Source organism: Actinomadura vinacea (assembly GCF_039532545.1).
Classification (GTDB): domain Bacteria; phylum Actinomycetota; class Actinomycetes; order Streptosporangiales; family Streptosporangiaceae; genus Spirillospora; species Spirillospora vinacea.
This window is the reverse complement of record NZ_BAAARW010000002.1, coordinates 69,296-83,906: the sequence shown is the minus strand read 5'-3', so window position 1 is coordinate 83,906 and position 14,611 is coordinate 69,296. Positions and strand designations below refer to the sequence as shown.

The following is a 14,611-nucleotide window of genomic DNA, read 5'->3' as shown; positions in this document are numbered from 1 at the left end:
CCGCTCGCCTATTGGGTCACATGGTCTGACCTGTGGTTATGCGGCGTGGTGATATTCGCTGATCAAGCCTGTGACGACACGTTTTCGGCGGATGCGGCGTAGGTCGATGGGTTCGGCAGTTGCCCGGATCGGCTGCGGTTCGGTGTCCGGCGGGCGCTGCTGTCGGGACTGGTGCGGCCGGTGGCGGTTGTAGTGGATCAGGTATTCACCGATCACCAGGGCCAGGTGGCGTACGCCGAGGATCAGGGTACGGTCCAGAATCTCGCGGCGGAGGGTGCCGATGACGCGCTCGCAGATGGCGTTTATCCGCGGCGTCCGCGGCAGGGTGGTGATGACCCGCAGCCCGTCAGCCCTGAACACCTCCCCGAACGCGGTCGTGAAGAGCGGATCACGATCGTGAATCAGACACCGCAGCGAGTCGATGCGGTCGCCCAGCTCCATGGCCAGGTTGCGGGCCTGCTGCACCACCCAGGTCCCGGTCGGGTGCACCGTCACGCCGCCCAAGTGGAGTCTGCGGGTTCCGTGCTCGATGAACACCAGCACGTACAGCCGCTTGAGCAGTACCGTCTCCACGACCAGGAAGTCGCAGGCGATAATCGCGTGAGCCTGGGCGGTCAGAAACTGCCGCCACGTCGGGTCTGCACGCCGGGGAGCGGGACCCATGCCGGCGGCGTGCAGGATCTCCCATACGGTGGACGCGGCGATCGTGTACCCGAGCCGGGCGAGTTCACCCTGGATTCTCCGGTGCCCCCAGGTCGGGTTCGCCCGCGCCATGCGAAGAATCAGCATCTTGATCGAAATGCCGGTAGGCGGCCGTCCCGGCCGGCGCCGGTCGGTGTAAGTCCACTTCTGGGCGACCAGGTGACGGTGCCAGCGCAGGATCGTGGCCGGAGTGACCGGAAAAACTTCGGCCCACCGGCGGCGGTGAACCAGCCGGGACAACGCCGCCGACCAGAGCCGGTCGAGGTGATCCCGCTGTGGCCGGCTGGGTACCTGCCGGCGCAGCTCCTGGTTCTCGTGCCGCAGCACCAGGAGTTCGACCTCCTTGGACAAGTCTGACCGAAGCAGCATTATCAGCAAGCCGAGCAGACATCTGAGCATGCGGTAGATCAGCGACAACAGCACCTCGAGAGATGGTCCCAGCAAGGACACTGATCCCGCATCGAAACCCCCAGGTCGCGGCAACCCACCGAGTTTTCGAGCGGCACACGATCTCACATGCGTTTCGTCCACATGACCGTGAAACATCTCATCCTGGACGGCGGGGAACCTTCGACCGCGGCGGGCGTTCCAGCTCGGGGGTTCGTCCACGCGGCGGCGGCGGACCACGCGCGCCGGGTCGCTTCCGTCCGGAGGCTCGGCCTCCCTTCGAGGTAGGTGAACTTACCCCGGGTTGCGGCAACTCTGACATGACCGTCACTCATGGCGACTTTGCGGCCACTATGCGTCGATCACCGCTACTGTTACTTTTCGCAGCGGTTCGAATACGCGAAGTTTCCGCCGGAGCCGGGGATCCCCGGCTCCGGCGAGGTGGAGGTCCCGCGATGGAACGAATGATTCTCCTCGCCGTCGACGAGCGGCCCGACGCCGACTCGGCGATCGCCGAGCAGCTGCGCCGCGTCGGCGCCGCGATGGACGAGCACGGGCTGCGGGTCCGCTGGACGCATCGCGGCGCCGACGCGCTGGCGGTGATCCGCTCCGACGCGACGCTCACCGCGGTCGTGGCCGGGTGGGAGGCCCCCGGAGCCGAAGAGGTGATGAAGGCGGTGACCAAGCGGTTCCACCGCCTGCCGGTCTTCCTGCTGACCGCCGAGCACGAGCCGCGCGACGTGCCGCTGTGGGTGTACGAGGTGATCCAGGGCTATGTCTTCCCGCTGGAGGACACCCCCGGCTTCATCGCCGGGCGCATCGCGCACGCGGCCGAGGAGTACGCCCACCGGATGCTCCCGCCGTTCTTCGAGGCGCTGCGGCGCCTGGACGAAAGCCACCGCTACTCCTGGCACACCCCCGCCCACGCCGGCGGGGTCGCGTTCCTGAAGTCGCCGGTGGGCCGGGCGTTCTTCGACTACTACGGCGAGCGGCTGCTGCGCACCGACCTGTCCATCTCGGTGCCCGAACTGGGATCGCCGCTGGAGCACACCGGCCCGATCGGCGACGCCGAGCGCAACGCCGCCCGGATCTTCGGCGCCGAGCGGACGTTCTTCGTCGTCAACGGCAACTCCACGGCCAACCGCATCGTCGGCCATCACGCGGTCGCCCGCGACGAGCTGGCGCTGGTCGACCGCAACTGCCACAAGTCCGTCCAGCACGCCCTGGCCATCAGCGGCGCCCGCCCCGTCTACCTGGTCCCCGAACGCAACGGGCTCGGCCTGGCCGGCCCGATCCCGGCCGGGACGCTGTCGGGACCGGCCGTCGCCGGCCGGCTGGCGGGCCATCGGTTCACCGCCGGGGCGGCCGGCCGCGAGCCCGCCTACGCGGTGATCACCAATTCGACCTACGACGGCCTGTGCTATGACGCCGTCCGGGTCGCGGAGCTGCTGAGCGCGTCGGTTCCGCGGGTGCATTTCGACGAGGCGTGGTTCGCCTATGCCCGGTTCAATCCGCTGTACGAGCGCCGCTACGGGATGGCGGTCGACGAACGGTCCCTGGCCGGGCCGCAGCGCCCGACGGTGTTCGCCACCCAGTCGACGCACAAGCTGCTGGCGGCGCTGTCGCAGTCGTCGATGCTGCACATGCGGCCGTCGCCGCGGGCGCCGGTGGACCATGACCGGTTCAACGAGACGTACCTGATGCACGCCAGCACCTCGCCGCTCTACCCGATGATCGCCTCGTTGGACGTGGCGGCGGCGATGATGGACGGGCCGTCGGGGCCGTTCCTGACCGGTGAGGCGATCCTGGAGGCGGTCCGCTTCCGGCAGGCGATGGTGCGGCTGGCCGGCCGTATCCGCGAGGAGGGCACCCGCCCTGACTGGTTCTTCGGCGTGTGGCAGCCCCCGCAGGTGACCGATCCCCGCACCGGTTACACGGTGCCGTTCGAGGACGCCGGCCTGGAGCTGCTGTCCTCCGAGCCCGGTTGCTGGACGCTGGAGCCAGGGGCCGCCTGGCACGGCTTCGACGGCCTGGACGACGGCCACTGCATGCTCGATCCGATCAAGGTGACGATCACCTGTCCCGGCGCGGACGCCTGTGCCGGCACCACCGAATGGGGCATACCCGCCCGGATCGTGGCCGCCTACCTGGAGCGCCGCGGCATCGTGGTGGAGAAGACCGGCGACCACACCCTGCTGGTGCTGTTCTCGATCGGCATCACCAAGGGCAAATGGGGCACCTTGATCGACGCGCTCATCGACTTCAAGAACGCCTACGACGGCAACGTGCCCCTGGCACAGGCCCTGCCCGGGTTCGGCCCATCCGGGGTGACCCTGCGCGGCCTGTGCGCCCAGGTCCACGACAAACTCCGCGCGGCGAAGCTGGATGTCCTGCTCGACCAGGTCTTCACCGATCTGCCCGAACCCATGCTCACCCCGGCCGACTGCTACCAGGCCCTGATCCGGTCGAGGACGGGGCGGGTTCCGCTGAGCGAGCTGGCCGGCCGGACCGCGGCCGCCACCGTCGTCGTCACCCCGCCCGGCATCCCGATGCTGATGCCCGGCGAGTCGACCGGCCCCGGCGACGGCGCCCTGATGAGCTATCTGCGCGCCCTGGAGGACTTCGACCGCGCCTTCCCCTTCCTGGCCACCGACATCCACGGAGCCCACCGCGACTCCGGCGGCCGCTACTGGATCGAGTGCATCACCACCTGATGCGGGTGGGACGTCGGTCATCGTCTCGGTGATCGGGGGGCGCCCGCCGGCCCCCGGCGCCCGCACGGCCTTCACCTCGTCCAGGCGCGCGATCGGCGACCCCGCGACAAGGAGCTCCTGGAGGGGCATTGAGGCACGGGCGGCAAACCCGCGCAATGATCGCCACCATGCCGTGACGGCCCCGCGAGGCGAGGGATTGTCCCGGCCGGCCCAGATCTCCAGGGGCACGCCCTGGAACGTGCTGCGCGCCGAACCCTTCGTCCAGCCGATGTAGCGTTCGACGTCGACCGAGATCTCCAAGTCTCCTTCGGTTCTTGGTCGATTCGAAGGATCACACGGTGGCCTCTCACGTCACGACGCCGCGCTCTTCACCTGCGGAAACTCGTACACCACCCCCGTGGACGCACCCCCCGGTTCCACCTGCACTTCACCCCGACCAGCTCGTCCTGGCTCAACCTGGTCGAGCGCCGGTTCGCCGAGCTCACCAACCGCAAACTGCGCCGCTCCGCCCACCGCAGCGTCATCGAACTGGAACGCGACGTCCGCAGCTGGGTCAACGAGTGGAACAAGGACCCAAAACCGTTCGTGTGGACCAAGACCGCTGACGAGATCCTCGAAACCCTCGCCGCATACTGCCAACGAATTAACGACTCACGACACTAGGGCCTTTTAAGCACACTGGCGAGTTCAGCCATGTCTGAGACCTTCACATCAGCCGGGTAGCGACTGTTGCCGAATGGGCGCTTGCGGCGGTCGATGAACGCCGACCGCAGGCCGGCGGCCTTCGCGCCGATGCAGTCGAACGCGTGGTTCGCGACGAACAGAATCTCGCCCCGGCCGAGACCGAGCAGTGACGCGGCGGTCTGGTAGGTCTTCTGGTGCGGCTTGAACGAGTCCGCCTCCGCGACCGAGATGACCCGATCCCACAGGTGATCGGTGCCGGAGAACGGCACACCGGCGGCGAGGAGATCCGGGTCACCGTTGGACAGGAGGTAGAGCTTCAGGCCGTGATTCTTCATGTCCGTGAGCGCCTGGACGACGTCCGGGAAGGGGTCGAGGCGGGTGATCTCGTTGACAAGTTCGCGGACCTCGACGTCGTTGTGCTCGATTCCGGCCCGCTCAAGGGTGTAGTCCAGGGCCTCGAAGCCGATCTGGCGGTACGGGGTGTGGTCGCGGTGCAGGAGAGCGTCGATCATCGAGTTCTCGAAGTGCGTGCGGCGCCACCAGGTGACCAGGCGCCCAGGCGGGTTTTTGTCGTACCCCTTTTTCTCCAGGTACGGCGTGATGGCGCGCGTCAGACTGCCCTGCATGTCCACGACGGTGCCGTAGAAGTCGAACATCACGGCCTTGACGTCGCGGATGTCTTCGATGCTCACGAGTTACTCCCTTGTTAATGCGGCTCGCTGCATCACGACGCTATGAATGCCCGGGCCTCTACGGCATTGGACAAAGGCACACTCCCGGCCCGGCCACGTGGTGCGATGTTCCATAGGTCCGGATCGTTGCTGAAGCCAGTATGGGCTCATGCCCGCGCACACCAGTTCTGGCGATATCACCGCCTCGATCCGCTGCGATCTCGCCTCGAGCGCCCAGACCGGAGCACCCCCGCTTGGACACCTCGCCGGATTGCACCGGAAGCCCACGGACGTCGGCGGCTACACCCTCACGCTGGACCCTGGCCGGCCACTGATGGCCGGCGGTGCCGGCATCTTGGAATTCGCCATGCTCGCCGACCTCGCCCTGGGTGGAGCTATCCGTAATCGGGTTGGCCTCGCGCTCCCGATGCCGACCATCTCGATGACCCTTCAGCTGGCACCCGGCCGGATCCGCGAGGTGGAGTGGGCCGATGCCGAGCGCGCCGTGCAGCTTGAGCGCACCGCGACCGCCCGCACCCGGCTACACACCGCTGACGGGGAGGTCATCGGCGACGCCGTCGGCGTATTCGCGCTCCCGAGACTGCCGTACGACGGGCCCGGACGCGCCATGCCATGGGATATCCCGCTCGTCGAGGACGCCAATGCCCCATTGCGGGCGGTCGACGACGTGGACGCCGCCTCGGCTCTCGGCGACGAGTCTCTGGTCGCGTGCATCGCGTCGCACGCCGCCGGCACCCCTGACTGCGCTTGGGGCACGAGACACGTTGCTGAGCAGCTGACCGCTGTCACCGAGTTGGCACTCACCCCCACCCCTCTGATGGCCAACCGCCTGGGTCACATTCAAGGGGGTGCGTTGTTCACCACCGCCGTGCTCGCAGCCGGGCAGGCCGGCGCGTTCCCGGTCGACGCCTTGGTGACGGGCACCATCGAGTTCATCGATGGCGCCGACCTCGACGACCTTCTCGTCCCCGAGGTCACGATCTTGCGCGCGGGCGGCCGTTCCCTGATCGCGAGCGTCGTCCTCGTCCAGGACGGTCGGGTCCGCTGCCACGTCACGACCATTTTCAGGCGGTGACCACCGCGAGTATGAAGCCCGAACAGGACAACCGCGAAGTCGTCGATGCTCTCAAGCGCGCCGGACTGGAGGTACGCGCTGATGCCGGCACCCGCGGCATGTACGCCTCCGATGCCTCCCTGTACCGCGTTCCGCCACTCGCGGTCGTCCGGCCGCGACACGTCGACGAAGTCGCCGCGACCCTGGCAGTGGCCCGCCAGACCGGGCTGCCTTTGACATCGCGTGGCGCCGGAACGTCCACAGCGGGGAACGCGGTCGGTCCGGGTATCGTGCTCGACTTTTCGCGCCATCTGAACCGGGTCCTCGCGGTGGACCCAGAGGCACGGACCGCGGTCGTTGAGCCCGGCGTCGTGCACGCGGTGCTGCAGCGTGCGGCCATCGCGCACGGGGTTCGGTTCGGCCCCGACCCGTCCACCCACGCCCGTTGCACCATCGGTGGAATGATCGGCAACAACGCCTGCGGGTCCCGCTCGCTTGCCTACGGCCGGACGTCCGACAACGTCGCCGGCCTCGAGCTCCTCACCGCCGCGGGCGATCGGCTCACCACTGGGTACACGACCGGTCGCGCCGCGACCGGTAAGCCGACCTGGTCCGGCGCCGACGCCGTCATCGAGAACGTCCGCAACGTCATGGCAACCCATCTCGCGACGGCGCGGACCGAACTCGACCGGTTCGGGCGGCAGGTCTCCGGCTACGCCGCCCAGTACCTGCTACCTGAGCGTTTTGACCTCACCCGGGCGCTCGTCGGGTCCGAAGGCACGCTCGGAGTCATCACCCAGGCGACCGTGAACCTCATCGTCGACACCCCCGTCCGGATGATGGTGGTCCTCGGGTTCCCCGACATCGTCGCCGCCGGTGAGGCTGCCCCCGCCGTCGTTGCCCACCGCCCGACCTCCTGCGAGGGACTCGACTCGCGCCTACTCGACGTGCTCCGAGCACGCCGCGGCACCGCGGCGACGCCTTCCCTGCCGATGGGACGCGCGTGGCTGTTCGTCGAAGTCGCCGGTGAGGACCAGGACGAGGTCTTCGCCCGCGCCCAGGCACTCGCCCGCTCAGGGATCGCCGACGACGCCGCCGTCGTCACCGATCCCGCCACCCAGGCACGGCTGTGGCGCGTCCGCGAGGACGGCGCGGGGCTGGCTGGACGCTCCCCGGCCGACTCTCCCGCGTGGCCAGGGTGGGAGGATGCTGCCGTCCCGCCCGAGCGGCTCGGCGCGTACCTCGCCCGGTTCGATGAGCTCGTCGCCTCCCACACGATGACCTCCGTGCCGTACGGGCACTTCGCCGACGGCTGCGTGCACGTCCGACTCGACTTCCCACTCAACCGGCCCGACGGCACCACGGTGCTCCGTGAGTTCCTCACCGACGCTGCCCGCCTGGTCGGCGAGTTCGGCGGCTCCTTGTCCGGGGAGCACGGCGACGGCCGTGCCCGTTCCGAGCTGCTGCCGTACATGTACTCCGCCGACGCCATCTCCTTGTTCGCTGGCGTCAAGCACGCCTTCGACCCCACCAATCTCCTTAACCCAGGCGTCCTGGTCGACCCCGACCCGGTTGACGCGAACATCCGGCTCTCCGGGACGTTCCCGCTCAGTCGGCTCGCGATGGCTTACCCCCATGACGACGGTGACCTCGGACAAGCCGTTCACCGCTGCTCTGGCGTTGGGAAGTGTCGCGCCGACAATTCCGCTGCTGGCGGTGTCATGTGCCCCTCCTATCTCGCCAGCCGCGAGGAGAAGGACTCCACCCGCGGCCGGGCGCGGGTGTTGCAGGAGGTCGTTCGTGGTGAGCTGCCCTGGTCGCACCCGTCCGTGCGCGACGCCATGGATCTGTGCCTGTCTTGCAAGGGCTGTGCCTCGGACTGCCCGACCGGCATCGATATGGCCACCTACAAGTCAGAGGTCCTCCACCAGACGTACCGGCGGCGCCTGCGGCCGCGGTCGCACTACACGCTAGGGAGGCTGCCGTTCTGGGCGCGGCTGGCGGGCCGCACCCCCCGCCTGGCCAACGCCGCAGTCCGGCTCCCCGTTATCGGGCGTCTGCTGCTGTGGCTCGCCGGGGTCGACAAGCGCCGTTCTGTTCCTGCGTTCGCGCGGCGGCCGTTCCACCGCACCTTCACCCCCGCTCGACACGGCAGCCAGACTGACCTGAAGCCGGTGGTGCTGTTCGCGGACTCGTTCTCCGACGCGTTCTCACCCGAGGTGGCAGAGGCGACCGTTCGGGTCCTGCACGCAGCGGGCTACGAGCCGCGGCTCGCCTCCCGGCCGGTGTGCTGTGGACTGACCTGGATCACCACCGGACAGCTCGACACCGCCCGCAAGATCCTCAGGCGCACCGTCGGCACCCTTGCCGCGGACGCCCGGGCACGGGTTCCGATCATCGGCATCGAACCTTCGTGCATCGCCGTGCTCCGCTCCGACATCCACGAGTTGCTGCCCGACCATCCCGACGGTGCCATAGTCGCCGGCGCCGTGACGACGCTCGCCGAGTTCCTCACCTCGACGCCCGGCTGGAGCCCGCCCGACCTGACCGGCGTCGAGGTCATCGCCCAGCCCCACTGCCACCACCACGCCGTCCTCGGGTGGAGGACCGACGCCGACCTACTCGCCAAGACCGGCGCGACCGTTCGAACCCTCGCAGGCTGCTGCGGCCTCGCAGGCAACTTCGGTGTCGAGCTCGGCCATTACGAGGTCTCCGTCGCCGTCGCCGAGCAGAATCTGCTCCCCGCGCTTGACGCCGCACCCGACGCGGTGGTCCTGGCGGACGGCTTCTCTTGCCGCACCCAGGTCGCCGACCTACGCGATCGACCCAGCGTGCACCTCGCCCAACTCCTGGACCGCTGACCCTCAGCTCTCCGCGCTGCGGGGTTTCTCGATGTGAGCCCCGCGCAGCACGATGGCCGCAGCGAGGCGCTGGTTTGAGTCGTTGAAGTCGAAACCGGAGACCTCGGTGATGCGCTGGATACGGTGCCGCAGCGTGTTCGGGTGCAGGAACAGTCTCGACGCCGAGGCTGAGACAGACCCGAACTCGTCGAGGAACACCGCGAGCGTCCCGACCAGGTCGGAGTCGCTGCGCCGGTCGTGCTCGACGAGCGCCTCGATGGGGCCACGGGAGACACCGCCTTCGGCCAGGCCGCGACACGCGGCAGCCAGGACGAGCTCGGCCCAGCTGCTGTCTGGCGTCATCACTCGGCCATTGCCGCCGGCGGATCGGGCGGCGGCCAGGAGGTCCTCGACGATGCGTTTGGCCGCCGGCACCATGTCAGGCCTTACGGCCCGGGGTCCGAGCGCCGCATTCGCGCGCACCCCCATAAGGCCCAGATGGCCAAGCGCTGCCCCCGCACTCTTCGCGAGCCGCTCGGCAGTGGCCTCGCCGGCTGGCACGACCGCCCAGTAAACGCCATCGAGTTGGGCAACCAGGGCCGCGGGCTCGATGGTGCCCAGGTGCAGCGACAGGAAGTGCACGAACCGCTCACTGACCAGTTCGTCGCTCGGTCCGCTCCTCGGCTCCGGCTCAGAGTGGAGACCGAACCCGAGGACCAACACCTCGTGAGCTTCCTGCCTGTCGCCGAACGTGTGCGCCGACAGAACCCCCTCCCAGAGTAGCTGCCGGACGGCGTGCTCACGGGTGGTCCTCTCCACATCCTGTGCGCGGCGGTGTCGCAGCATCACCGGCACCGCCAGCCGTGCAGCGCGCTGCAGCGCGTGCTCGGCGTGCGACGGGAACGGGTTGGCACCCTCCGCGACCGAGATCTCCCCGATGACCTCATTACCGGTGTGCACTGCGATACGCAGCCTGGTGTGAAGGCCCGCGTAGTCGGCGACCCGCACGACCTTCCCAGGCTCGGAGTAGGTCTGGTAGGCGGTCCGGTCGATCGTGAACCGTCGGATCCATTGGTCCGGAGTCCGCCGGCCCAAGATGGCATCGCGACGCACGTGGTCGATCTCGTGGCCCTGGACGGCGTACGCGATGACCCGGTGGGCGCGGTCGTAAAGGACCACCGACCCTCCGACCATCACTGCGACCGCATCCGCCAGGCCGTGGACCGAGGTCGGGCCGCTGTCGTCTATGGCCTCGTCGTGCGAGGCGAGCAACATGGTTCGCACCAACACGAACAGCTGCGTCCACGCCACGTCGGACTCGAGCACCACGACGCCCTCGCGCGGTTCGGCTGCCGCGCCGGTTGCGACGACCACGGCCTGGCAGCCTGCCGCCACGGCCCGGTCGAGAAGGTGCTGCTCGGTGCCCGGCCGGATGCCCAGGACGACCTGCCCGGGGCCGAGAGGAGTGACACCGTCGTCGAGAAGGACCTCGTTCAGGTCGAGGTCGAACTCCGCCTTGCCGCGAGTGCGCAGCGGGCCCTCGCCGATGGCGTGCAGGAGTTCTGAGAGCAGCACGACCCACCTCCAGCCTTCGTCGGCCAATCGACCATCTACCAGGACGGTCAGGCGAGTGTAGGCGCGGTGGTGATCGTCGGTCACCCCTGTCCAGCCCTTTGGAGGAAGCCCCAACGCTGCGATGTCGACGTCGTAGTTCTGCCCGTCGTCCCTGCCCGGCGGCGTTCATAGTGTGACTGGCAACACATCCAGCAAGCCGGGCGGGAGCCACGCGTGATGACACACTCCAGGGTCACTCCGACCATCAGCACGACTACCGCCGGCACGACGATCACTGGCGGCGACTCGCGCCGCGAGCTTGGGACGCCACTGCAGGGCATCAAGGTGGTCGAGGTTGGGCACGCCGTCTCTGCCCCCCTATGCGCCCGGCATCTGGCCGACCTCGGCGCCGACGTCGTCAAGATCGAGGCGCCTTCTGGCGATTTGGCCCGCGGGTACGACTCGGTCGTCTCCGGTGACTCCGCGTACTTCGCGTGGGCCAACTACGGCAAGCGGAGCGTCGTCCTCGACCTGCGCTCCGAGGACGGGCGCGCCCACTTCGAGCAGTTCGTCGGCCGGGCTGACGTGCTGGTTCACAACCTCGGGCCCGGAGCGATGAACCGACTCGGGTTCGACTCCGACCACCTCGCCGCCCTCAATCCGCAGCTGGTCAACTGCCAGATCACGGGCTATGGCTCGACCGGCCCGATGGCCGAGCGTAAGGCGTTCGACCTGCTCGTCCAGGGCGAGTCGGGACTGATGGCCGTCACCGGCACCGAAGACAGACCAGTCAAGGTCGGCATCTCCGTGGTCGACATGTGCACCGCCATGTACGCCCTCGCCGCCGTCCAGGCCGCGCTCTTCGACCGTTCGAGCACCGGCGCCGGCAGGTACGTCGAGATCTCGATGCTGGACTGCATTTCCGAATGGATGATGGTCCCGGCCTTCCACCAGATCCACGCCGATAGCACTCCGCGCCGCGAGGGCGCCCGGCACAACATGATGGTCCCCTACGGCGTGTACCGCACCGGGGTTGGCACGTCGGTCAACTTCGCCATCCAAACCACCTCGCACTGGCAGTCCCTGTGCGACGTCCTCGAGGCGCCCGAATTGGCTGAGCACCCAGACTTCGCGACCAACGCCGACCGGGTCCGCAACCGCGCCACCCTAGAGCCGCGCATCGAGGAGCTCCTAACAGGTATCGGTCACGACGAAGCGGTTCGGCGGCTCCTCGCCTCGGCCATCCCGTGTGGCGAGGTCAACGACCTCCAGGGCCTGGTCGACCACCCCCAACTGGCCGCGCGCGAACGGTGGATGTCGATCCGGACCCGCGGCGGGGTCGCCCCGACCGTCCGCTCTCCGTTCAACCTCCGCAACAGCCACCAGCCGTCACCTGCCGTGCCTGGCCTCGGTGAGCACACCGACGCCGTCCTCGCAGAACTTAGCGAAGACGACACCGCCCCTAACGCTGTCTCGGACAGCAGCCGCAGCGAATCAACCCCCTCTGGCCCGCCCCGCAGTGAAAGCAAGCTGCCTTCGGGCAACCGGAATGGTGAGCACCATGCCAGTTGAAGTCCTCGCCCTCAGCGTGTTCGTAGTCATCTTCTTGTTGGGCACGCTGCGCCCGGTGAACATGGGCGCCATCGCCCTAGTCGGCGCGTTCCTCGTCGGATGGCTCATCTACGACGTCGACGTCGAGACCGTCCTCGCCGGGTTCCCCGGCTCGATGTTCGTCATCCTCGTCGGCGTCACCTATCTGTTCGGCATCGCCGGCTACAACGGCACCGTTGAGAAGCTCGTCCAGGCGGCCGTCGTTACCGTCCGAGGCCGCACCGGACTCGTCCCATGGACGATGTTCCTGGTCCCCGCCGCACTCACCGCCGTCGGCGCCGCCGCCCCGGCCGCCTGTGCCATCGTCATCCCGATCGCGCTCAAGTTCGCCGCCAAGCACCGGATCAACCGCGTGATGATGAGCATGATGGTGATCCAGGGGACCACAGCCGGCGGGTTCTCGCCCATCGGCATCTACGGCGTAATCGTCAACGACCTCGGCGACAAGGCCGGACTGCCCAACAACCCCGGGCTCCTGTTCGCCGGCACATTCTTCACCACGTTCGTCCTCGCCGGCATCGCGTTCCTCACCCTCGGCGGCCGCGACTTGATGTCCCGGCGGACACACTCCACTACCACCGCCGTCACCAAGACCGTCCCCGTCACTGCCGGTTCTGTCGGCGGCGAAACGATTGTCGCGACCGGAGGACCCGCGGAAAACTCCACCGGCCACACCGCCGGGAGCGGCACTACGTCCGGAGACGCGAACGAGCCCACCGGCAACGGGCGATTCAGCCTCGAGCAGTTGTGCACCATGACAGGCATCCTCGGCGTGGTCTTCATGACCCTCGTCTTCGACCTCGACGTCGGGTTTGTATCACTGACAATCGCCGTCGCGCTCTCACTGATCTTCACCAAGTCCGCCCAGGAGGCCGTCGGCAAGGTCGCATGGCCCACGGTGCTGCTGATCTGCGGAATCATCACCTACGTCTCCCTGCTCCAGGACCAAGGCACCATCGACTGGCTCGGCAGCGGCATCGCCGACTTCGACGCCCCCCTCCTCGCGGCCATCGTTATCCTCTTCATCGGAGCGGTGGTCTCCGCCTTCGCGTCCACGACCGCCCTTCTGGGGGTCGTGGTTCCGCTCGCCACGCCGTTCCTGCTGACCGACCAGATCGGTGTCACTGCGTTCATCATCGCGCTCGCTGTGTCAAGTTCGGTGGTCGACTGCAGCCCGCTGTCGACGATGGGCGCTCTGGCAGTCGCGAACGCCGAGGAGGACAAACGCTCGAAGGTGTTCTCCGGGCTCATGCGCTGGGGGCTTTCCCTCATCATCATTGCTCCGATCGTGACATTCCTGGTCCTGGTGCTGCCGTCGGCTGCCTGACCCGCCGCACCTGGTCGCAGGGGACGGGCACAGTCACACAGTCCCCGGCGACCACAGCCGAGACCACGCCGCTCGCACCATCGACGCCAGTCGGTTGAGCACGCTGCCGCCCGGACAGAGCCGCCCAAGCAGCAGAAAGGAGGCGAACGAGGTGTCCACGATCGAGGTCCTGCACGTGGGGCGGCCTGATGGCGCCCGTCTCGAGGTCCAAGTCGCAGGTCCGGCCGGTGGACCCGCACTATTGCTCCTCCAAGGGCAAGCCAGCTCCCACGACTGGTGGACTGGATTACGGGACCGGCACCAGAACCGGTACAGGACCGTCACCATGGATTACCGCGGAACCGGCCAAACCACCGCGCCCAACGGAGACCTGACCACTCAGCTGCTTGCGGACGACGCCGTCGCCGTTCTTGAAGACCTCGGTATCGATACGGCGCACGTATACGGAACCTCCATGGGTGGTCGTGTCGCGCAGATCCTCGCAGGCCGCCACCCATCCCGGGTGCTTTCCCTCATCCTCGCTTGCACGTCCCCAGGAGGGCCGCACGCGACCGAACGCGACAACGACGTCCGCAGGGCACTCGCGAACCCCGACAAGCGCGCCCGACTGGCCACCATGGTCGAACTCTTCTACACCCCCGAGTGGGGCAACGACCCAGCCCGGTCCCGGATCTTCGGAGATCCGACCATGACATCCGCCGAACGGCAGCGACACCTCAAGCCGTCCTCCCGGGCCTAACGGCACCTCGTGCGATGAGTTCCCCTTCGCGCACGCCTATGAGGGCGCCGCATACCAGGGCCGGGGAGACACCTCCGTCCGAGACATCAACGCGAAGCACAACTCCAACTCCGGCAACGAACTGGCAATCTTCTTCGGGGCCTACCGGATGCTGGATCGAGACTACTTCTGGGTGAGGATCGACCCCTGATCGACCCGGACGCAGCCAGAACGCAAGCATCCGCATGAGGTGTGGGCCGGGCAGCCTTGGGGTATTCTCCAGGCCGCCCAGCCCACACCTTTCAGCCCATCGGGAAATACCATGGAA

Annotated in this window: 9 protein-coding genes and 2 pseudogenes; 8 read left to right on the top strand and 3 right to left on the bottom strand. The window is 68.1% G+C overall.

The features are described from left to right. Positions 1–36: 36 nt before the first annotated feature. On the bottom strand, positions 37–1,125 hold the full coding sequence (locus ABD340_RS02255; protein WP_344586634.1) for an integrase core domain-containing protein: 1,089 nt from the start codon (positions 1,123–1,125) through the stop codon (positions 37–39). 419 nt (positions 1,126–1,544) lie between these two features. On the opposite strand from ABD340_RS02255, the gene ABD340_RS02250 reads away from it, so the two are divergent. Beyond that, positions 1,545–3,803, top strand: coding sequence for an Orn/Lys/Arg family decarboxylase (locus tag ABD340_RS02250; RefSeq protein WP_344586633.1), 2,259 nt, complete (start codon positions 1,545–1,547; stop codon positions 3,801–3,803). Positions 3,804–4,211: 408 nt separating this feature from the next. Further along, positions 4,212–4,466, top strand: a pseudogene (locus ABD340_RS02245) (IS630 family transposase); the annotation flags it as partial. Here the strand turns inward: ABD340_RS02245 and ABD340_RS02240 are convergent. Next, positions 4,463–5,143 carry a haloacid dehalogenase type II gene (locus tag ABD340_RS02240; RefSeq protein ID WP_344586632.1) on the bottom strand — a complete coding sequence of 227 codons (681 nt, stop codon included), beginning with the start codon at positions 5,141–5,143 and terminating at the stop codon, positions 4,463–4,465. The pseudogene ABD340_RS02245 and the gene ABD340_RS02240 sit on opposite strands and share 4 nt — an antisense overlap. Positions 5,144–5,327: 184 nt before the next feature. Here ABD340_RS02240 and ABD340_RS02235 point away from each other — a divergent pair, with 184 nt between their 5' ends. Together ABD340_RS02235 and ABD340_RS02230 are read left to right on the top strand one after the other, a co-directional pair. After that, positions 5,328–6,254, top strand: a complete 927-nt coding sequence (locus ABD340_RS02235; protein ID WP_344586630.1) for a PaaI family thioesterase — start codon at positions 5,328–5,330, stop codon at positions 6,252–6,254. Next, on the top strand, positions 6,251–9,094 hold the full coding sequence (locus ABD340_RS02230) for an FAD-binding and (Fe-S)-binding domain-containing protein (protein WP_344586629.1): 2,844 nt from the start codon (positions 6,251–6,253) through the stop codon (positions 9,092–9,094). Before ABD340_RS02235 ends, ABD340_RS02230 begins: the two co-directional genes overlap by 4 nt. A gap of 3 nt (positions 9,095–9,097) precedes the next feature. Here ABD340_RS02230 and ABD340_RS02225 read toward each other — a convergent pair whose 3' ends face one another. Further along, complete coding sequence (locus ABD340_RS02225; RefSeq protein WP_344586628.1) at positions 9,098–10,732, bottom strand: PucR family transcriptional regulator; 1,635 nt, start codon at positions 10,730–10,732, stop codon at positions 9,098–9,100. A 132-nt stretch (positions 10,733–10,864) separates the two neighbouring features. Here ABD340_RS02225 and ABD340_RS02220 point away from each other — a divergent pair, with 132 nt between their 5' ends. From ABD340_RS02220 to ABD340_RS47850, 4 genes and pseudogenes are all read left to right on the top strand, one after another. Continuing rightward, positions 10,865–12,199: a CaiB/BaiF CoA transferase family protein gene (locus ABD340_RS02220; protein ID WP_344587138.1), complete on the top strand. Its 1,335-nt coding sequence runs from the start codon at positions 10,865–10,867 to the stop codon at positions 12,197–12,199. Next, positions 12,189–13,565 carry an SLC13 family permease gene (locus tag ABD340_RS02215; protein ID WP_344586627.1) on the top strand — a complete coding sequence of 459 codons (1,377 nt, stop codon included), beginning with the start codon at positions 12,189–12,191 and terminating at the stop codon, positions 13,563–13,565. Before ABD340_RS02220 ends, ABD340_RS02215 begins: the two co-directional genes overlap by 11 nt. Positions 13,566–13,716: 151 nt before the next feature. Continuing rightward, positions 13,717–14,304, top strand: a complete 588-nt coding sequence (locus ABD340_RS02210; RefSeq protein WP_344586626.1) for an alpha/beta fold hydrolase — start codon at positions 13,717–13,719, stop codon at positions 14,302–14,304. A 37-nt stretch (positions 14,305–14,341) separates the two neighbouring features. Further along, positions 14,342–14,494 (top strand): annotated as a pseudogene (locus ABD340_RS47850) (hypothetical protein); the annotation flags it as partial. Positions 14,495–14,611: the final 117 nt, after the last annotated feature.